This is a genomic window from Streptomyces sp. NPDC088261, assembly GCF_044740805.1.
Lineage (GTDB): Bacteria > Actinomycetota > Actinomycetes > Streptomycetales > Streptomycetaceae > Streptomyces.
The window spans coordinates 151,920-169,860 of the sequence record NZ_JBIURL010000003.1; the positions used below are offsets into that span (position 1 = coordinate 151,920).

Here is a 17,941-nt window from a genome sequence, read left to right on the forward strand (position 1 = left end):
GCCCGCCTCACGCCCGCCTCATGCCCCCGCTCAGCCCGTCACGAGCGGCGCCGGAAGAGACCACGCAGCGTCGGCCTCCGTACCGCCTTCGCCCCCGCCTTCTTCTCGACCCCCGCCCCCGCGCCCGGAGCCGCCCCCGCGCCCGCCATCGCCCCGGCCACCAACTCCGCCCCCCGCGCCGCCCCTTCCTCCTCGTCCGGCTCCTCCTCGTCCTCCCGCCGGATCGACTCCAGCAGATCCGCCGCGAGCCCCGTGAAGGTCGCCTCCAGCCACGCGCACCCCAGCACGAAGTGGCACAGCGAGCCCAGGATCTCCACCGGCCGGGTCCGGAACGCCTCCGCCGCGTCCAGCATCCGTTCCACCAGCCGCCGCCCGATGTCCTCGCGGGTCGCCGGATCGCTCCAGGCGATCGCCAGCAGCGCGAAGCCGGCCGCCTCGGTGACCCAGTCCTCAGGCCCGTCCAGCAGGTCCAGCAGGATCCCGCGCCGCACCGACCCCTCCCACGGTTCGTCCGTCCCGTGGTGCGCGATGCCGAGGCAGGCGAACGCCTGCACGCTCCGTATCCACAGCTCCGGCAGGTGCTCCGTGAGGAACCGCCCCTGCTCGTCCTCGCGCGGCAGCGGCGGATGGACCAGGACGCCGAGCAGGTCGGCGGGGGCGATCGCCGCCAGCTCCACCGCGTGGTCGTACGCGGCGGGCAGGTACGGCCAGCGCAGCTCCGCCACCGCCCGCACCGCTTCCGCGACGGCGGCCGGCGGCTCGGGCACGGCGGCCCGGGCCACCAGGCCCTCGTACCGCCACACCGCCGTGGCCACCTCGCGCCGCGCCGGGCGCGGATCGGGTTCCGGTACGGCCCCGAAGCTCACCTCGCCCTTGGGGAAGGCCCGTTGGAGGGCCAGTACGGCGCTCGGCGCCTCGATCGCGGACGCGTTCAGCTGGAGGGCGCTGTCCCGGTAGGCCGGGTCCCCGCCCTCGGCCGCCCGCTCCAGGAACTGGTGGAGCACGTTGACCGTCGCCTCCCGCGCCCCCGTCACCCCCGACAGCCAGGGCAGGTTCTCACTGTGGCGCTGGAGGACCGTGTGCGCGTACCCGTGCTCGGGGTGGTCCCGCAGGTGGTCGGCCAGGGCCAGCAGATGCGTACGGCCCCCGTCCACGGCGAACCGCACCCCGTGGATCGCCGGGGCGGCCTGCGGATGGGCCGGATCTACCGCCAGCGCACGCTCCAGCCAGGGCAGGCCCGCCTCCGGGCGCCCCGACGTCGCGTACAGCTCGGCCACGTCCACGTACAGCGAGAGGTCCGAGGGGTCGCGGGCCAACTCCGCCTCCCAGCAGGCCAGGGCCTCGCCCACCCGCCCGGCGGCGCGCAGCGCGTAGCCGAGCATCACCGCCGGGGTGTGGCCGGGGTCGAGCCGCCGCGCGTGCTCGGCCCAGGCGATCGCCTGGTCGTACGCGGCGAATCGCCGGGCCAGGCCGGAGGCCATGGTCAGCAGGAGGGTGTGGTCCGGGTGCAGGGCGAGCGTGGCACGCGCGAGATCCAGGAACGGGCGCAGGGGCGCGGTCAGTTCGGGGGGCGGCGGGTCCGGTACGCCTCCGCCGACGATGCGGGCGATGACGCTCGCGAGGTTCTGCGGCGAGACCAGCCCGGCGAGGTCCTGGCGGGCGACCCAGGCGACCTCGGCCCAGGGGCGGTCCGGCTGTTCCCGTACCACCGCAGCCAGGGTGGACAGCGCCTCGTCCCAGCGGCCCGCGGCGGCGAGGAGATGCGCCTGGCACGCCACCGCACCGATGTAGGGGCTCCCGTCCGAGAACAGCTCCAGCGCCGCCTCCGCCCCGCCCGCGCGCCCGGCGAACTCCGCCAACGCCTCGTGCACCTCGGGGAGTCGGGGCGCCTCCGCGAGGGCGTTGCCGAGGTGGGTGGCGGCGTGCGGCAGGTCGCCGCCGTCCAACGCCAGGCGCGCCAGGGCCACTTCCCCCTCGGCGTTGAGCTTCTCCCCACCGTCCACGGGACAGTTGTGCAGATCTTCCAGTTCGTCGGCCATCAAGGCCCCCCTTGCCGCGCGGTCCCGCCGTGCCGCACCGGCGCGGCACACAGGAATGCGCAGACCCTAGCGGAGCTGTGTGGCAAGCCAGTTGCCGGGGAACATCCGAGGCCCCGGCCTCACTCCTCCCGCGCCGCCTCCTTCAATGCCGCCTCCATCACCGCCCGCGCGATCGGCGCCGCGTCGCCGCCCCCGCTGATGTCCGAGCGGTCCGCCTCCGCGTCCTCCACCACCACCGCCACCGCGACGGCCGGCTCTCCCGCGTCGTCGGCGCGGGCCCAGGCGATGAACCAGGCATACGGAACGCCCGCGTTGCCGATGCCGTGCTGGGCCGTGCCCGTCTTCCCGCCGACCACGGCGCCCTCGATACCCGCGTTCGTCCCCGTGCCCTCCTCGACCACGTCGACCATCAACCGCCGTACCTTCCGGGCCGTGGAGCCGTCCATCACCTTTCGGTAGGTGCGCTCGGCGGTACGGGAGACCGTCTTTCCCTGCGCGGACGTCGTACGGTCGACCAGGTAAGGACGCCTGAGTTCACCGCCGTTGGCGACCGCCGCGGCCACCATCGCCATCTGGAGCGGGGTCGCGCGCGTGTCGAACTGGCCGATCGAGGACAGCGCCAGCTGGTCCTTCGTCATGTGGCTGTCGAAGTTCGAGACGGCGACCCCGGACGGGATCCGGATCTCCGTGTCGTTGAAGCCGAACTTCTCCACCGTGTCGAGCATGCGGTCCATCCCGACCTTCACCCCGAGCCCCGCCATCACCGAGTTGCAGGAGAAGGTGATCGCGAAGGCCAGCGAGGCCCGGTCGCACCCCTCCACCTCGTTGGGCAGCGTGGTGGTCGTGCCCGGCAGGACGTACGGGTCGGGTACGGAGGTCGGCGCGTCGACGTCCGAGACGACCTTCGCGTCCAGCGCCGCAGCCGCCGTCACGATCTTGAAGGCGGAGCCCGGCGGATACGTCTGCCGGATCGCCCGGTTGAGCATCGGCTGGGCCTCCGCCCCGGTCAGCGCGGTCCAGGCCTCCGTGACGGCGGGGCCGGTGCCCGACAGCTGTTGCGGGCTGTACGACGGGCTGCTGACCAGCGCCAGGATCCGGCCGCTCGCGGGCTGGATCGCCGCGACCGCGCCCCGCCGCCCGGCCAGCCCGTCGAACGCCGCCCGCTGCATCGACGCCCGCACGGTGGTGGCGACCCGGCCGCCGGGCTGGCGGCCGCGCGTGACGTCGTTCCAGAAGGGCAGGGGCGCGAGCAGCGGGTTCGTACCGGTGAGGAGGTTGTCCTCGGCGTTCTCCAGCAGGGTCGTGCCGTACGTCTGGGAGGCGTAGCCCGTGACGGGCGCGTACAGGGGGCCGTCGGTGTACGTGCGCTCGAAGCGCAGCTGCTCGCCGGTGTCCTTGGAGCCGGTGACGGCCCTGCCGTCGACGAGGATGTTGCCGCGCCGCTGCTCGAAACGGGCCACGGTCTGGCGGCGGTTGGCGGGGTTGTCGTCGAGCGAGTCGGCCTCGATGACCTGGATCCGGCCCGCGTTGACGAACAGGGCGACCAGCAGGAGCAGGCAGAAGACGGTGGTGTGGCGGATCTGACGGATCATCAGCGCGTCTCCGTCCCCTCGGGCACCGGGACCACGAGGTCGGGCTCCTCCACCGGCTCGGGACGCGGCGCGCGGGCCGCGTCGCTGACCCGGATCAGCAGCGCCACGATGATCCAGTTGGTGACGACCGACGAACCGCCCTGCGCGAGGAACGGCATCGCCATGCCGGTCAGCGGGATCAGCCCCATCACGCCGCCCGCGATGACGAAGACCTGGAGGGCGAGGATGGAGGAGAGCCCGACGGCCAGGAGCTGTCCGAAGGGGTGGGGCAGGGCGAGGCCGGCGCGGTAGCCGCGGGCGACGAGCAGCGCGTACAGCAGGAAGATCGCGGTGAGTCCGACCAGGCCCAGTTCCTCGCCCGCCGTGGCCAGGATGAAGTCGGACTTGGCGGCGAACCCGATCAGGACGGACTCGCCGAGGCCGAGGCCCGTGCCGAACATCCCGCCGGCGGCGAACGCGAAGAGCGACTGCGCGAGCTGGCCGGGCCCCTGGCCCGCGTCGATGGAGGCGTACGGGGAGAGCCAGTCCTGCACGCGGCCGTGGACGTGTGGTTCGTACGACCCGACCACGAAGGCTCCGACCGCCGCGAGCAGCAGTCCGACCGCGATCCAGCCGATCCGCCCCGTGGCCACGTACAGCAGGATCACGAAGAGCCCGAAGAAGAGGAGCGAGGTGCCCAGGTCGCGTTCGAGGACCAGGACGATGACGCTGAGGAGCCAGATCGCGACGATCGGACCGAGCACCCGGCCGGTGGGCAGCTGGAGCTTCCACCAGAGGCGGCGGCCGGTGTAGGCGAGGGCGTTGCGGTTCGCGGCGAGGTACGAGGCGAAGAAGACGGCGAGCAGGATCTTGGCGAACTCCCCGGGCTGGAAGGAGAGTCCGCCGATCCTGATCCAGATCTTGGCGCCGTTCACCGCCGGGAAGAAGATCGGCACGATCAGCAGGACGAGCGCGGCGGCCACGCAGACGTAGGCGTACCGCTGGAGGACGCGCGCCTCGCGCAGGAACAGGACGGCCGCGATGAACAGCGCGACGCCGAGCGTCGACCAGACCAGCTGGGCGGGCGCCGCCTGGTCGCGCGGGGTCTCCAGGTCGAGCCGGTAGATGAGCACCAGGCCGAGGCCGTTGAGGAGGACCGCGATGGGAAGCAGGAGCGGGTCCGCGTACGGGGCGCGGAGCCGGACGGCGAGGTGCGCGAGGAGCGCGAGCAGGCCGAGGCCCGCGCCGTAGCGGGCCGCGTCGGGGGGGACGGCGTGGTTCCGGCCGAGCCCCACGGCGACGTAGCCGACGACCGAGATGACGACGGCGCAGACGAGGAGGGAGAGTTCGACACCCCGGCGCTTGGGGAGGCGTGGCTCGGGCGGGGGCGGGTCCGCCCTCGTTGCGGTCATGCTCCGCAACGTAGCAAGGAGGTGCGGCTTATGCCCGCTTATGTCGGGGTGCGAGGCATGTCGAACTCACGTCAGGTGGGCGCCTCGGTCCCGGTCAGCGCTGGTAAGGGTTCTGCTGGCCCTGGCCCTGTCCGTATCCCGGCCCGCCCTGCCCGCCGCCCTGTCCGTACGCCTGACCGCCGCCGCCCTGCCCGTACCCCTGCCCGGGCGCCGCGCTCTGCGCCAGCAGCTGGTCCGCCTGCTCCTTCTGCAACCGCTGCTCGGCGCCGCAGAACGTGCACTGGGTCTGGTACTTGGTGGAGAAGGGGAACAGCGGCACGAAGAACAGCGTGAACTTGGTGACCCGCTTGCGGAGGGTGTGGGCGGAGGGGTTGCCGCAACTGCCGCAGACCAGCGTCAATATGGCCAGTTGATAGAGATAGCCCTTGGTACCAAAAATGATCATGGGTGAGTCCTTCCGGGGCCCGTGTCTGGAGAGGGTGTCTGAAGAGAGCGTCTGAAGAAAGCGTCTGGAGAGAGTGTGCTGTAGGGAGTCTGCCGTACGGAGGTGACACGTTCGCGGGCATTTCCCTCCGCCGAGTGGGGAGTGATGAGGAATGACCCGTTTACGTGTCGCCCCGGCGCTGCGGCACTGTCAGGACCGGCTGTACGTGACGCTGCCGGACGGTACGGGCGTGGCCTGGTACGACAGGGGCGCCGGACGCGTCAGCCTCCTGCCGGGGGCGGGGCGCGAGGAGGTGCTGGCCGCGCTGGCGCCGTACCTGAGCGGTGAGGTGACCGTCGGGCCGCCGCCGGTGCCGACCCCCGCGGAGCTGGACCGGCTGGCGCTCCACCCCGACGACGACCTGGCGCCCAACCGGCCGGGGGAGGAGCTGTACGCCGTACTGGACGGGCTGCCCGCGCCGGGGCGGGCAGCAGCGGCACACCGGGGGGCGGCACACCGGGCGGCGCTGCGGCGGGATCCGCGTCAGGGCGAGCTGCTGGCGCGGCGGACCGTGGGGGACCAGCTGGACGGGCTCGACCGGTCGGACGCGTTGGGGCCGGGGGTGCGGGTCCGGGTCCTGCACTCCGTACCGCTGCCGGGGGCGGATCCGGCCGTCCGGATCGACCATCTGCTGATCGGACCGGCCGGTGTCCTGGCGATCCGTACGCTGCCCGCCCGCGACCGGCGGGTGCGTGTCGCCGACCCGATGGTCCGTACGGGCTTCTCGGCGCCCGTCCCCCTGCTCGGCCACCTCCGCGAGGCGGCGGAACGGGCCTCGGCGGCGCTGGCGACGGCGGTGCGGCCGGTGCTCGTGGTGGTGGGGGCGTCCCGGCTCCGGGTCGTGCCGGCGCCGGTGGACGTACGGATCGTGCGGGACACGGAGGTGGCGGCGCTGGCGGGGGTGGGGGGCCCGGGGGACCTGGCGGGCCCGGGGGGTGTCCTGAAGCCGGCCGACATCGAGTCCCTGTACGCGACGGCGCGGGACCGGAGGGCCTGGTCGGGGGGCCGGGGGGCGCGCTGAGGTTCCGGGGGCGGCGGCCGTACGCGGTCGCGCGTCATCCCGGTGCCGGGGGCAGCCGGCCCGCCCGTCCGGCGTCCAGGAGCGGGGCGAGGAGGTCCCCGTACCGCTCCAGCCGTACCGCCACATCGTCCAGCCGGAACACCAGTTGCTCCGCGTCCGTGCAGCTCTCGACCTCCTCCCAGGTCAGGGGGGTGGAGACGGTCGGCTCCCGGCGTGCCCGGACGGTGTAGGGGACGGCGGTCGTCTTCGCGGCGTTGTTCTGGCTGTGGTCGACGAAGACCTTCCCCGGCCGTAGCGAACGCTTCATGCGGTGCAGCGCCAGTCCGGGCCGGTCGCTCTCCGCCTCGACCGCGAGGCGTTTCGCGTACGCCGACACCTCCTCGGAGTCCGTCGGCTCCAGCGCCACCAGCAGGTGGAGCCCCTTGGAGCCGGAGGTCTTCGCGTACGCCGTGAGCCCGTCCGCCGCCAGCCGTTCCCGCAGCCACAGCGCCACCGCGCAGCACTCGACGGCCGTCGCGGGCGCCCCGGGGTCCAGGTCGAACACCAGCCGGTCGGCGCGGCGGGGCGCCTCGACCCGCCACTGGGGCGTGTGGAACTCCACGACCAGGTTCGCCGCCCACATCAGCGTGGGCAGGTCCGCGACCACCACCTGGCGGCCGACCTGCGCGGTCGCGCGGGGTACGTCGGCGATCCGCACCCAGGCGGGTGTACCGGGCGGCGGATTTTTTGTGAAGAAGCGCTGGCCCTCCGGGCCGTCCGGATAGCGCAGGAAGGAGACGGGCCGGTGTGCGAGATGGGCCAGGAGGGGGGCCGCCGTCCGGGCGTAGTAGTGCAGGACCTCGCCCTTGGTGGTGCCGGTGGCGGCGTACAGCACCTTGTCGAGGTTGCTCAGGCTCAGGCGCCGCCCCTCCACTTCTGTGATCGGCGTCATACGATGACAATCCCATAGGTTGGTCACATTCCGGTGAATCAAGACCATTCGGTTTCGGGACCTTCGGTTCAGGCGCATGAAAGGGAGGGACCGACGTGCGATCCATCTGGAACGGCGCGATCTCCTTCGGGCTGGTCAGCATCCCGATCAAGCTGGTGAACGCCACCGAGAACCACTCCATCTCCTTCCGCCAGATCCACAAGGAGGACGGCGGGCGCATCCGCTACCGGAAGGTGTGCGAGCTGGAGGAGCGGGAGGTGTCGTCGGCGGAGATCGGCAAGGCGTACGAGGACTCCGACGGGTCCATGATCCCGATCACGGACGAGGACCTGGCGTCGCTGCCGCTGCCGACGGCGAAGACCATCGAGATCGTGGCGTTCGTCCCGGCGGCCTCGATCGACCCGCTCCAGATGGACGCGTCGTACTACCTCTCGGCGAACGGGGTGCCGGCCGCGAAGCCGTACACACTGCTGCGGGAGGCGCTCAAGCGCAGCGAGAAGGTCGCCATCGCCAAGTACGCGCTGCGCGGGCGCGAGCGCCTCGGCATGCTGCGGGTGGTCGACGACGTGATCGCGATGCACGGTCTGCTCTGGCCGGACGAGATCCGGGCTCCCGAGGGGGTGGCGCCGGAGGCCCCGGTCTCGGTACGGGACGCCGAACTCGACCTGGCCGACGCGCTGATGGACACCCTCGGGTCGGTCGACCTGAAGACCCTGCACGACGACTACCGGGAGGCGGTCGAGGAGCTGATCGCGGCGAAGGCGTCGGGCGGGGCGGTGGCGGAGAAGGGGCCGGCCGAGCGGGGCGGCGGCAAGGTGCTCGACCTGATGTCCGCGCTGGAGAGCAGCGTACGGGCGGCGAAGGAGTCGCGCGGCGGCGAGTCCGAGTCGGAGGGGGACGAGGAGGAGGCGCAGGTGACGCGGCTTCCCCAGCGGAAGCAGGCGGCGAAGAAGACGGCGGCGAAGAAGCAGACGCCGGCCAAGAAGACGACGGGAACGAAGAAGACCACGGGAGCGAAGAAGACGGCGGGAGCGAAGAAGGCCACCGAGACGAAGAAGACGTCGTCTCAGCCGAGGAACAGGCGGTCGTCGGCCTGATGACAGACTGCGCGCGTGACCGAAGCGTCCCGTACCCGTACCCCAGCCGCCCGCACCTTCCGCACCCTCCGCACCCTCCGGATCATCCTGGCGGAGGACAGTGTGCTGCTCAGGGAAGGCCTGACCGCCCTGCTGGACCGCTTCGGCCACCAGGTCGTGGCGGCGGTCGGCGACGCGGACGCCCTGACGGCGGCGGTTGCCCGGCATACCCCCGACCTCGTGGTCACGGACGTACGGATGCCGCCGGGCTTCCAGGACGAGGGACTGCACGCGGCCGTGGCACTCCGTGAGAGCAACCCGTCCCTCCCGGTCCTGGTCCTGAGCCAGTACGTCCAGCGCACCTACGCGGCCGACCTCCTCGACTCCGGCGACGGCACGGGTGTCGGCTACCTCCTCAAGGACCGCGTCGGCCAGGTCGAGGACTTCGAGGCGGCGCTCCAGGCGGTGGCGGCGGGCGGCACGGTGGTGGACCCGGAGGTCGTACGCCAACTGCTGCGCCGCCGCCGCGACCCCCTGGCACGCCTGACACCCCGCGAGCGCGAGGTGCTCGCCCTGATCGCGGAGGGCAGGTCGAACGCGGCGGTGGCCCGCCAACTCGTGGTCTCCGAGGCGGCGGTGGGCAAACACATCGGCAACATCCTGGCGAAACTGGACCTCCCCCCGGCGGACGACACCCACCGCCGCGTCCTGGCGGTCCTCACGTACCTCCGCGCCTGACGCTCCCCGTAATACCTGTTCACGGCCACCCCACCGAAGCTGGTAAGGTTTCACCCGTCGCCGCACAAAGCGACAACGCCCCCGTAGCTCAGGGGATAGAGCATCGGCCTCCGGAGCCGGGTGCGCAGGTTCGAATCCTGCCGGGGGCACCAACCGCTGTGATCAGCGGAAACGTGCCTTGAGAAGCCGTTTGGCAGCCCAGCCGAAAAGCTGGAAATCCTGCCAAGCGGCTTTCTTATTGCCTACGACCGCCGACAGAGGGCACGTTGCCCAGCCCGGACTCGACCGGGACCAGGGTGCCGAGCACGGTCACGACGCCCGCAAGGGCCCGGCTTCGAGCCGCGGCCGCTGCCCTTGCGACGTGTACAGGTCACCCAACCGCCGGGACGAGAATCTTATTCGAGGACGGGAATAGTCCCCTTTCGGCATGGACGGCCGGCCCAACACCCCCCTAGCGTCCTCCTTGGGACCGGCAGACACCCGGCGAGGAAGGACCAGCCATGGCGGGTAAAGAGGCTCTCAGACGACTGACCGGAAGCGCGTTCGGGCCGAACTGCGATGACGACGACTGCCCGAACGTCTATGCCACCGAGAGAGGGTCGTTCGTCGTTCAGGGCGACACCTACGACGGCTTCAAGGCCCCTGACGGGGAGGGGCTCGTGGAAATTCCAGAGCATGTTTTGCGGGAGGCTTTCCGTGTTCTTGGATGGTGACGAGTGGCGGGCATTCTTTGACGGCTTCCAGCGCGAAGCCTTCCGCTTCGAATGCCAGCCGAAATACACCATGCCGAACGAAGCTGCCAGCTTGGCGAGTTTCCTTCGCGGCGAACCGAAGCCCGCGGACCACAATGCTCGCTGGCATGCGCGCGTGCGAGGATATGTGGGCGGCGGCAAATGGATTGGACGAGTGCGTGTCGTGCGTCACCCGTTGACCGATTACCAGCGCTATCAACTGGCGTGGGGAATTCCTGGGAACGTCGCGGCCGGCGAGGACATTCGGGTGCTCGACGCAACGGAACACGATTTCGGGTTGCCGATCGATCAGGATTGGTGGATGTTCGATCGATCCCGTGTCGTCCGACTGAATTACCGACCTGATGGCACACAGATCAATCGTGAAGTCATCCAAGACCGCTCCGAGGCATACCAGCAGTGGAAGAAGATCGCGACAGACGCGGCGATCCCCTTCGCGGAGTACATGAGAACACATGGTGACACTCGACCCTGAGCAGCTGGGGCGGTCGAAGAGCGACCTGGCGGAGATTCTCAGGGAACTGCGGAAGCGAGCCGGTCTCACCGGGGACCGGCTCGCCAGGCGGTGCGCCATGAGCCAAAGCAAAGTCTCGAAGATCGAGACGGGCAAGGTCACGCCCACCCTGGTGGACGTGGAGCGCATTCTTACCGCCCTGGAAGCTCCGCGAGAGCTGGTGGCCGAGGTGACGGCCCTGGCGCGCATCGCCAATACCCAGTGGCAGGACAAGCGGTCATCGTGGCGTCGTGGCCTGGAAAAACGCCAAGCCGAACTGGCCTCCCTCGAAAATACTTCTTCGGATATGAGGTACTTCCTGCCTGCGATGGTTACGGGACTGCTGGCGACGCCGGAGTACATCAAAGCCAGCCTTGACAACTCCCCGGGCGATACGTCAAGGACCGTCGCGAAAAAGCTGGAGCGACAGGCCGTCCTCTACGACACCAAAAAGTCATTCACATTTCTACTCACTGAGCAAGCGGTAATGTGGGCGATCGTCCCGCGTCCAGCCATGGTCATACAGGTCGAACGGCTTGCGTCATTGTCGCGACTGCCAAATGTCCGGTTGGGTGTTCTTCCGAACGGTACTTCACCGGCGCGCGGCCCGATGAATACCTTCACTACTTATGACGATCGACTCGCAACGGTCGAGACGTTCGCCGGCCGACTGGTTTTCCAAGACCCCAGAGACGTGATCCAGCACCTGGCCATATTTGCGGCATACGAGAGAATCGCCCTGTTCGGAGACGAGGCGCGCGCATTCCTTGCCGATTGCGTGCGGTCGATCATTCATGATCTTTAATCCAGGACGGGAATAATTGCGGGGCAGCGCGGGGCAGCGAAGTATTTCCCTGTAGGTTTTCCGGCAAGGGTCCTGTTCGGGGATCACGGATCGAGGGGAATTCTCATGAACGTGTGGTGGCCTGCCATGGTCGACGGTGGCGAGGACGACAGCGACTCCGGCAACAAGCACGGTGGAGGCGGCTCCGACGAAGGTGGGAACACGAATGACGGCCAGGGGCCGGCGGACGGGAAGTGATGACTGAGCCTCGGAAGGCGGAGGCCGGTCCTGATGGGCTGGCCTCCGCGCTCATGCGGAAGGCCGTACTGACGGCGGATTGGCTCCCCGCGTACCGGCGGGTGCCCCGGCACTTGTTCCTGCCTGACACGATATGGCCGGGCCGTGCCGGTATGAATCGGCAGGATGACCGAGTGATTCGGTCGGAAGAGCCGGACATGTGGTGGCGGGCTGCCTATCGGGATGCGCCGATCACCACTCAGTGGGACGACGGTGCGTACACCGGGCCTGGCAAGGGGAAGGTTCCTTCGAGCTCGAATTCCATGCCGACCATGGTTTTTTCCATGCTCGACGCCCTCAGTGTCGAAGACGGAAACCGTGTTTTGGAGATCGGTACGGGAACGGGCTGGAACGCTGCCCTTCTCTGTCATCGTGTCGGCCCTGAGAACGTGGTCACGGTGGAAGTGGACGAGGCCTGCGCCAGGGAGGCCGGGAGGCGTCTTCAGGGGGTTGGCTTCGCACCCCTGGCCGTCGTCGCAGACGGAGCACTGGGGTATCGGCAGAATGCCCCTTACGACCGTGTCGTAGCCACGTGCTCAGTCGGCAGCATCCCTCACGCCTGGGTCGAGCAGACCAGGCCCGAGGGCGTGATTGTCGCTCCCTGGGGGCCAACCTACGGTGGAGAAGGCGTTGTTCGGCTCGTTGTCGGCGACGACGGCACGGCGTCCGGCCGTTTCATCGGCTCGTCGGCCTTCATGCGGATGCGCGACCAGCGCACTCGACGAAGGCACGTCCGGGACTACTTGAACGGTCAGGATTGGCCCGCGGGCGGGATTGTCACCACCACGGAGCTATCCCCGGAATCGGTCGGGGAATGGCAGGTGATGTTCGCCCTCGGCGTTCAGGTCCCCGACGCCTTCCCCTGGGCCGAGACATACGACGACGGCTCGTACACCCTCTGGCTCCGCGACACGGCTGTCACGTCGTGGGCGACCGTGGACTACACGAAGGATCGCGCTGTATTCGACGTCGTACAGTCCGGACCACGGAAGCTCTGGGAGGAAGTCGAGACAGCTTTCCGGTGGTGGGAAGCTCAGGACCGGCCGAGTTTCGACCGATTCGGCCTGACGGTCACGGCAGAGTCGGAAGTCGTCTGGCTGGACGAACCGGAGAATGCTGTTCCCCGGACCTGAAGATCGAGAACGCGAACAAGCGGGACACCCGGCCGACCGCTGGCCACGGCCACGAGGCCGGGTGCGCGGGTTCGGATTCTGGTGGGGGGCTTCCGGATTGGCCCTCTGACCGGTGTCAGAGGTGCGCTGTAGCTTTCCCGCATGGGTGCGTACCTGGTGAGCGTCGGCGCTGAGGAGTGGTGCGGTGAGGAGGAGGACGGGTGGGGGCAAGTCGCTCGGCGCTCAATGCCGAGCTAGGGCGGCTGGGTCTGCCGCCCTATGAGGACGTGCCGCCGGAGACTCTGGTCGCTGGCGGGTTGGGGCAATCCGTGGGGACCCGCCGGCCCCGCGCACGGCTCAGGAGGGGAGCCCTCCTGAGCCGTGGACACGCGTACACACCACTGTCCGGGTCCCTCGGTGCTCGGCGGACCCGAACAGTGTCACCCCTCGGTCGTCACCCTCGCGGGGCGGGGCGGGGCGGGGCGGGGGAGCGAGATCAGCTTTCGAGAAGCCGCAGGCCCACCACACCGCCGATGATCGCGAGAATGCAGGCCACGCGGGCGGCCGACGCCGCCTCGCCCTGCACGATGCCCGCGACCACCACACCCGCCGCGCCGATGCCCACCCACACCGCGTATCCCGTGCCGACCGGCACGTCCCGCAGGGCGAAGGTGAGCAGTACGAAACTCAGCGCGGCGAAGGTGATGCCGATCGTGCTCGGCCACAGCTTCGTGAAGCCGCCGGACTCCTTCAGCGCCAGAGCCCGGACGACCTCCAGCAGGCCGGCCACCGTCAGGATCGCCCATGCCATGTAGCCCGTCCTCGCCGTCGTGCGATCCTCGGTCGATTGCGCGGCCCCGGTCACCGGGGCCCGCCCCTGCGCGCCGCGCGCATCAGGCGGTGTAGCCGCCGTCGACGGCGAGCGACGTGCCGGTGATCCAGGCCGCGTCCGGGCCCGCGAGGAAGGCAACCGCGCCGGCGGTGTCCGAGGCCGCGCCGAGGACCTTCGCCGCCGTCCGCCGGCGCTCCTCCTCCGCCTCCGCCGTGCCGTCCGGGTTCATGTCCGTGACGGTCGGGCCCGGGTCCACGATGTTGACCGTGATGCGCTGCGGTGCCAGGTCGTGGGCCAGCCCCTTGGTGAAGCCGATGAGGGCGGACTTGCTCATCGAGTACAGCGTCACTTCCGGTACGGGGACGCGGGTGGCCCAGCAGCTGCCGATGTTGATCACCCGTCCGCCGTCCGTCATGTGCGCGACGGCCGCCTGGGTGGCGACGAAGACGGCCCGCACATGGACCGCGAGCGTCCGGTCGATCTCTTCGAGGGTGACGTCCTGGAAAGGTCCGTAAGGGAAAATACCGGCATTGTTGACGAGGATGTCCAGGCCGCCCAACTCGGCCGCCGCGCGGGCGACGGAGTCGGCGACCGCCGCCGGGTCCGCGCTGTCGGCCTGGAGCGCGAGGCCCCTGCGGCCGAGGTCTTCTATGGACTTGACCACTTCCTGCGCCTTGTCGGCGGCGTTCACATAGGTCAGGGCGACGTCAGCCCCTTCCCGCGCTAATCGGAGGGCCGTGGCCGCGCCGATCCCCCGGCTGCCACCGGTCACCAGTGCGATTTTTCCTGCGAGTCGCGACATTTTGCTCCGCCTTGATTGCATTCCGGAATGGATGCTGCATAAAGCCTTAACAGGTAAGCTGAGTCAGGGTCAACCCCCTTGGAGGACGGGAATATGACGGAACGTGGCAGGCCGCTTGCGTTCGACCGGGCGGCGGCGTTGCGGCGCGCGATGGAGACGTTCTGGGAGCTTGGTTACGAAGGCACCAAGATGACCGATCTGACCGACGCGATGGGCATCAACTCGACCAGCCTCTACAACTCCTTCGGATCGAAGGAGCAGTTGTTCTACGAGGCGGTGGCCCTCTACGACAACACCGTCGGATCGGTTACCAACCGGGCGCTGCACGAGCAGCCCACCGTGCGGGGCGCGATCGAGGCGATGCTGCGCGGGAACATCGACGCCTTCACCGACCCCCATACGCCGAGCGGTTGCATGATCGTGCTCGCGGCGACCAATTGCAGTACGCGCAACAAGGGCGTGGGCGACCACCTGGCCTGGCGGCGGCGGAACGCGGTGGCGACGCTGGAGGAACGGCTGGAACAGGCCGTGGACGAAGGCGAGTTGCCCCTGGACGCGAACGTGGAGGGCATCGCCGCCTTCTACTCCACGGTGCTCCACGGGCTGTCGGTCGAGGCGCGGGACGGGGTGGCGCTGCGGAAGCTGGAGTCGACGGTGGACCTCGCGATGTCGGTGTGGAACCTGCTGGTACGGCAGATGGTGACGCCCTGACCGGCGCCCCTACCGCCGCCCCGACCGGCGCCCCGGCCGTTTTCCTGACGGACCGTCAGTCGCCCTGCGGGGGGCGGGACATGCGCAGGGCGAGGTCGCGGAGGAGGTCCTCGGAGGAGATGTCCGTACGGCCGGAGTCGTGGACCTCGGCCAGCTCGGAGTAGACGTACGTGAACGCCCCGATCAGCTGCATGATGGCCGGCAGCGCCGCCTCGGTGACCGCGTGGGCGGCCTCCAGGGGGGTCGCCTCGGAGGGCACGGCGAACGAAGGGAAGACCTCGGCGAGCAGCGACCCGATCTGCCCCTCGCCGGAGCCGCGGGCGGCGGTCGTGCCGGTGCTGCCGGTGCTCCCCGCGGCATCGGGGTGCCGCTCCGCCGTGCGGATCCATTCCGCGGACTGGGTGAGGATGCCGATGGCCCTGAGGACAACTTCGTTCTGCTCCATGCGTGGAGCGTAGGCGGTACGGGCGGGGCGGACGGCGGTACGCACCCCCGCCCGGACCGGCGCGTCCCGGCTCCGGGGCCGAGCGGCAATTGGCCAAAACCCGGACGCGGCGCGGAAGTCCGACCTACTCTCGATATGTGTCAGGCGCATCCGGCCGGGTGCTCGTTGTCGACGACAACCGAGTGATCAGGCAGCTGATCAGGGTCAATCTCGAGCTGGAGGGCTTCGAGGTCGTGACCGCGGCCGACGGTGCCGAATGCCTGGAGGTCGTGCACGAGGTCAGGCCGGATGTCATCACCCTCGATGTGGTCATGCCACGCCTGGACGGCCTGCGGACGGCCGCGCGGCTGCGGGCGGATCCGCGCACCAGCCGGCTGCCCCTCGCGATCGTGAGCGCGTGCACGCAGTACGAGGTCGAGGCGGGCCTCACGGCGGGCGTGGACGCGTTCCTGGCGAAGCCCTTCGAACCGGCCGACCTGATCCAACTGGTCCGCCGCCTCACCCACCAGGACGCCCCCCCATCCCTGGACGGCCGCCACGGCGCCGGCCACGCAGGCAGCACCCGCGGCTGACGCCGCCCTTTTTTGGAGCCCGGCCACCCCGGACGACGTCCCGCCCACGGCCGGGGCGCGCCCTCCGCTGCGGCTTCCCGCCACTCGCGGGCGGCCGCCGCGGCACGGCCCGCACAGGCAGCACCCCCGCCTGACGGCGCCCCCGGAGTCTGGTCGCCACCTGCCGACGGCGCCACGTCCGTGGCCCGGGGGGTCCGCCGGCAGCCGACGCCGATCCGGCGCGAACCCGGAGCTTGGCCGCCACCTCCGCCGACGGTGTCCCGTCCATGGCCTGCCCAGGGGCATCCGCCAGCAGTCGGCGGCGTCCTGACCAACGCCCGCCCAGGGCACCGCCGGGTTCGCGGACATGCGGGGGCCATCCGTTGCCGACGGCATCGCGGGACGAGACTCGCCGTCTGCGTGGCGGACGCTCGCGGCTGTCCGTTGCCCGGTCGGCTTGCCCGTACCCCGCCCCACTCGTCGCCGCCGACCGCATCGCGGAACGAGGTCGCGGAGGGGGCCCCCTCCTCCCCTACGCTGGTCCCGTGACCCCCGCCGATCTCTCCACGACCGTGCTGCGCGCCGTGCGCCGCGCGGTGGAGGACGGCGCCCTGCGCGTGGCCGTGCCCGACCGGGTGACGGTGGAGCGGCCCCGGCCCGGCGGAAGCGGCGACTACGCGACGAACGCGGCGCTGCGCCTGGCGGCCGACGCGGGGCTGGCGCCCCGCGAGGTCGCGGAGATCCTGCGCACCCGGGTCGCCACCGCCGAAGGCATCGCCCGGATCGACATCACCGGCCCCGGCTTCCTCAACTTCACGCTGACCGAGGACGACGGCGAAGACCTGGCCCGTACGGTGCTGAGCGCGGGCTCCCGCTACGGCCACGGCAACGCCCTGACGGGCACCACGGTGGTCTTCGCGCCCGCGCGGGAACCACGCGCCCGCGTCTGGACGGAAACGGTGGTCGCCCTGCTCCAGTGCCAGGGAGCGACGGCCTCGATCGCGCCTGCCGACACCGGGCCGGACGCGCCTGCGGCGCCGGGCCGGCTTGCCGCGCCCGCGCCCGCGGCCCCCGGGCCGGACGTGTCCGTCGGCCTCGGGCCTGGGGTGCCTACGACCCCTTGCCGGCGCACCGCCCCTGCGGCCCCCGGGCCAGGCGCGGCGCTCGCGCCTGCCGGCCCTGGGCCGGACGCCACCTTCGGCCCGGGCGCCGTGCCCGCGCCCGCGGCCCCCGGGCCCCGCGCGGCGCTCGCGCCCGCCGGCCCCCGCCCCGGTGGGGCTATGACGAATCCCACAGTCGCTCCGGCCGCACCGGCCCCCGTGCCCGAGACCCTCCGGGTCGTGCCCGTCCCCGACGGGGACGATCTCCTCGGGCGGCTGGGGGCCGACGCCGCCCGCTGGGCGCTGTTGCGGCCCGCCGCGCACGACCGGCCGGCCGCCGGTACCGCCGCCGACGCGCTGCTCGTACAGCGCGAGAGCAATCCCCTCTTCCGGGTGCGGTACGCGTACGCCCGTACCCGGGCCCTCACCCGCGCCGCCGAGCGGCTGGGCTTCGGGTCGGGTGGGGTCGAGGGCGTGGCGGTCGGAGAGGGCGGCCGGCCGCACCCCACCCACGTCGCCCTCACCCGGCTCCTCCGCGACCACCCCGCCGTCCTCGAGGCCGCCGCGCGGCACCGCGCGCCCGACCGGCTCGCCCGGGGGCTCGAACAGGTCGCCGACGCCGTGCTGCGTTTCCAGGAGAGCGGCCGCCCGCTGCCCCTCGGGGACGAGAAACCCTCGGCCGCCCACCGCTCCCGGATCGCGCTCGCCGAGGCCGCCGGGGCCGTGCTGGCCGGCGGCCTCTCCCTCCTCGGCATCGATGCCCCGGAATTCCTTTAGATCGTCCTGAGAG

The 17,941-nt window shown here is 70.9% G+C and carries 19 protein-coding genes and 1 tRNA gene; 12 read left to right on the forward strand and 8 right to left on the reverse strand.

The genetic code is table 11. From position 1 onward, the window contains the following. Nucleotides 1-38 precede the first annotated feature (38 nt). The 4 genes from ACIODU_RS07870 to ACIODU_RS07885 form a co-directional block, all read right to left on the reverse strand. Nucleotides 39-2,039: a hypothetical protein gene (locus ACIODU_RS07870; protein ID WP_401765183.1), complete on the reverse strand. Its 2,001-nt coding sequence runs from the start codon at nt 2,037-2,039 to the stop codon at nt 39-41. A gap of 119 nt (nt 2,040-2,158) precedes the next feature. Then, on the reverse strand, nt 2,159-3,631 hold the full coding sequence (locus ACIODU_RS07875; RefSeq protein ID WP_401765185.1) for a penicillin-binding transpeptidase domain-containing protein: 1,473 nt from the start codon (nt 3,629-3,631) through the stop codon (nt 2,159-2,161). Further along, nucleotides 3,631-5,022 (reverse strand): FtsW/RodA/SpoVE family cell cycle protein, encoded by a 1,392-nt coding sequence (locus ACIODU_RS07880; protein WP_356426591.1) that lies wholly within the window; start codon nt 5,020-5,022, stop codon nt 3,631-3,633. Before ACIODU_RS07880 ends, ACIODU_RS07875 begins: the two co-directional genes overlap by 1 nt. 94 nt (nt 5,023-5,116) lie before the next feature. Further along, nucleotides 5,117-5,467 (reverse strand): zinc-ribbon domain-containing protein, encoded by a 351-nt coding sequence (locus ACIODU_RS07885; protein ID WP_401765189.1) that lies wholly within the window; start codon nt 5,465-5,467, stop codon nt 5,117-5,119. 151 nt (nt 5,468-5,618) lie between these two features. Here ACIODU_RS07885 and ACIODU_RS07890 point away from each other — a divergent pair, with 151 nt between their 5' ends. Then, on the forward strand, nt 5,619-6,527 hold the full coding sequence (locus ACIODU_RS07890; RefSeq protein WP_401765192.1) for a nuclease-related domain-containing protein: 909 nt from the start codon (nt 5,619-5,621) through the stop codon (nt 6,525-6,527). Nucleotides 6,528-6,561: 34 nt separating this feature from the next. Here ACIODU_RS07890 and ligD read toward each other — a convergent pair whose 3' ends face one another. Continuing rightward, nucleotides 6,562-7,458 carry a non-homologous end-joining DNA ligase gene (gene ligD / locus ACIODU_RS07895; protein WP_401765195.1) on the reverse strand — a complete coding sequence of 299 codons (897 nt, stop codon included), beginning with the start codon at nt 7,456-7,458 and terminating at the stop codon, nt 6,562-6,564. 95 nt (nt 7,459-7,553) lie between these two features. Between ligD and ACIODU_RS07900 the strand changes: the two genes are divergently transcribed. From ACIODU_RS07900 to ACIODU_RS07935, 8 genes are all read left to right on the forward strand, one after another. Continuing rightward, on the forward strand, nt 7,554-8,555 hold the full coding sequence (locus ACIODU_RS07900) for a Ku protein (protein WP_356426581.1): 1,002 nt from the start codon (nt 7,554-7,556) through the stop codon (nt 8,553-8,555). 84 nt (nt 8,556-8,639) lie between these two features. Next, complete coding sequence (locus tag ACIODU_RS07905; protein ID WP_401765877.1) at nt 8,640-9,272, forward strand: response regulator; 633 nt, start codon at nt 8,640-8,642, stop codon at nt 9,270-9,272. Nucleotides 9,273-9,349: 77 nt separating this feature from the next. Beyond that, nucleotides 9,350-9,424, forward strand: a tRNA-Arg gene (locus ACIODU_RS07910). Between the two features lie 348 nt (nt 9,425-9,772). Beyond that, nucleotides 9,773-9,985 carry a hypothetical protein gene (locus ACIODU_RS07915; RefSeq protein WP_401765199.1) on the forward strand — a complete coding sequence of 71 codons (213 nt, stop codon included), beginning with the start codon at nt 9,773-9,775 and terminating at the stop codon, nt 9,983-9,985. Next, nucleotides 9,969-10,499 (forward strand): DUF6879 family protein, encoded by a 531-nt coding sequence (locus tag ACIODU_RS07920; protein WP_401765201.1) that lies wholly within the window; start codon nt 9,969-9,971, stop codon nt 10,497-10,499. The genes ACIODU_RS07915 and ACIODU_RS07920 overlap by 17 nt, the downstream gene beginning before the upstream one ends. Beyond that, nucleotides 10,483-11,322: a helix-turn-helix domain-containing protein gene (locus tag ACIODU_RS07925; RefSeq protein ID WP_401765880.1), complete on the forward strand. Its 840-nt coding sequence runs from the start codon at nt 10,483-10,485 to the stop codon at nt 11,320-11,322. The genes ACIODU_RS07920 and ACIODU_RS07925 overlap by 17 nt, the downstream gene beginning before the upstream one ends. 105 nt (nt 11,323-11,427) lie before the next feature. Then, on the forward strand, nt 11,428-11,559 hold the full coding sequence (locus ACIODU_RS07930) for a hypothetical protein (RefSeq protein WP_401765204.1): 132 nt from the start codon (nt 11,428-11,430) through the stop codon (nt 11,557-11,559). Between the two features lie 197 nt (nt 11,560-11,756). Further along, complete coding sequence (locus ACIODU_RS07935) at nt 11,757-12,731, forward strand: protein-L-isoaspartate(D-aspartate) O-methyltransferase (RefSeq protein ID WP_401765883.1); 975 nt, start codon at nt 11,757-11,759, stop codon at nt 12,729-12,731. Nucleotides 12,732-13,206: 475 nt separating this feature from the next. Here ACIODU_RS07935 and ACIODU_RS07940 read toward each other — a convergent pair whose 3' ends face one another. Next, nucleotides 13,207-13,521: a DMT family transporter gene (locus ACIODU_RS07940; protein WP_401765206.1), complete on the reverse strand. Its 315-nt coding sequence runs from the start codon at nt 13,519-13,521 to the stop codon at nt 13,207-13,209. An 82-nt stretch (nt 13,522-13,603) separates the two neighbouring features. Further along, on the reverse strand, nt 13,604-14,344 hold the full coding sequence (locus ACIODU_RS07945) for an SDR family NAD(P)-dependent oxidoreductase (RefSeq protein ID WP_401765209.1): 741 nt from the start codon (nt 14,342-14,344) through the stop codon (nt 13,604-13,606). A 93-nt stretch (nt 14,345-14,437) separates the two neighbouring features. Between ACIODU_RS07945 and ACIODU_RS07950 the strand changes: the two genes are divergently transcribed. After that, on the forward strand, nt 14,438-15,055 hold the full coding sequence (locus ACIODU_RS07950) for a TetR/AcrR family transcriptional regulator (protein ID WP_401765211.1): 618 nt from the start codon (nt 14,438-14,440) through the stop codon (nt 15,053-15,055). A 55-nt stretch (nt 15,056-15,110) separates the two neighbouring features. On the opposite strand, the gene ACIODU_RS07955 is transcribed toward ACIODU_RS07950, so the two are convergent. Beyond that, nucleotides 15,111-15,500 carry a hypothetical protein gene (locus ACIODU_RS07955; protein WP_401765214.1) on the reverse strand — a complete coding sequence of 130 codons (390 nt, stop codon included), beginning with the start codon at nt 15,498-15,500 and terminating at the stop codon, nt 15,111-15,113. Between the two features lie 89 nt (nt 15,501-15,589). Here ACIODU_RS07955 and ACIODU_RS07960 point away from each other — a divergent pair, with 89 nt between their 5' ends. Both ACIODU_RS07960 and nrtL read left to right on the forward strand, forming a co-directional pair. Further along, nucleotides 15,590-16,072, forward strand: coding sequence for a response regulator (locus ACIODU_RS07960; protein WP_356426560.1), 483 nt, complete (start codon nt 15,590-15,592; stop codon nt 16,070-16,072). A gap of 524 nt (nt 16,073-16,596) precedes the next feature. After that, on the forward strand, nt 16,597-17,928 hold the full coding sequence (gene nrtL / locus ACIODU_RS07965) for an ArgS-related anticodon-binding protein NrtL (protein ID WP_401765216.1): 1,332 nt from the start codon (nt 16,597-16,599) through the stop codon (nt 17,926-17,928). Nucleotides 17,929-17,941 lie beyond the last annotated feature (13 nt).

What these genes read in the sequence shown, in the direction of transcription:
- ACIODU_RS07940 (WP_401765206.1), bottom strand. Translation starts at nt 13,521, where the DNA reads ATGGCATGGGCGATCCTGACGGTGGCCGGCCTGCTGGAGGTCGTCCGG.
- ACIODU_RS07880 (WP_356426591.1), bottom strand. Translation starts at nt 5,022, where the DNA reads ATGACCGCAACGAGGGCGGACCCGCCCCCGCCCGAGCCACGCCTCCCC.
- ACIODU_RS07945 (WP_401765209.1), bottom strand. Translation starts at nt 14,344, where the DNA reads ATGTCGCGACTCGCAGGAAAAATCGCACTGGTGACCGGTGGCAGCCGG.
- ACIODU_RS07890 (WP_401765192.1), top strand. Translation starts at nt 5,619, where the DNA reads ATGACCCGTTTACGTGTCGCCCCGGCGCTGCGGCACTGTCAGGACCGG.
- ACIODU_RS07930 (WP_401765204.1), top strand. Translation starts at nt 11,428, where the DNA reads ATGAACGTGTGGTGGCCTGCCATGGTCGACGGTGGCGAGGACGACAGC.
- ACIODU_RS07935 (WP_401765883.1), top strand. Translation starts at nt 11,757, where the DNA reads ATGTGGTGGCGGGCTGCCTATCGGGATGCGCCGATCACCACTCAGTGG.
- ligD (WP_401765195.1), bottom strand. Translation starts at nt 7,458, where the DNA reads ATGACGCCGATCACAGAAGTGGAGGGGCGGCGCCTGAGCCTGAGCAAC.
- ACIODU_RS07870 (WP_401765183.1), bottom strand. Translation starts at nt 2,039, where the DNA reads ATGGCCGACGAACTGGAAGATCTGCACAACTGTCCCGTGGACGGTGGG.
- ACIODU_RS07915 (WP_401765199.1), top strand. Translation starts at nt 9,773, where the DNA reads ATGGCGGGTAAAGAGGCTCTCAGACGACTGACCGGAAGCGCGTTCGGG.
- ACIODU_RS07885 (WP_401765189.1), bottom strand. Translation starts at nt 5,467, where the DNA reads ATGATCATTTTTGGTACCAAGGGCTATCTCTATCAACTGGCCATATTG.
- ACIODU_RS07955 (WP_401765214.1), bottom strand. Translation starts at nt 15,500, where the DNA reads ATGGAGCAGAACGAAGTTGTCCTCAGGGCCATCGGCATCCTCACCCAG.
- ACIODU_RS07950 (WP_401765211.1), top strand. Translation starts at nt 14,438, where the DNA reads ATGACGGAACGTGGCAGGCCGCTTGCGTTCGACCGGGCGGCGGCGTTG.
- ACIODU_RS07875 (WP_401765185.1), bottom strand. Translation starts at nt 3,631, where the DNA reads ATGATCCGTCAGATCCGCCACACCACCGTCTTCTGCCTGCTCCTGCTG.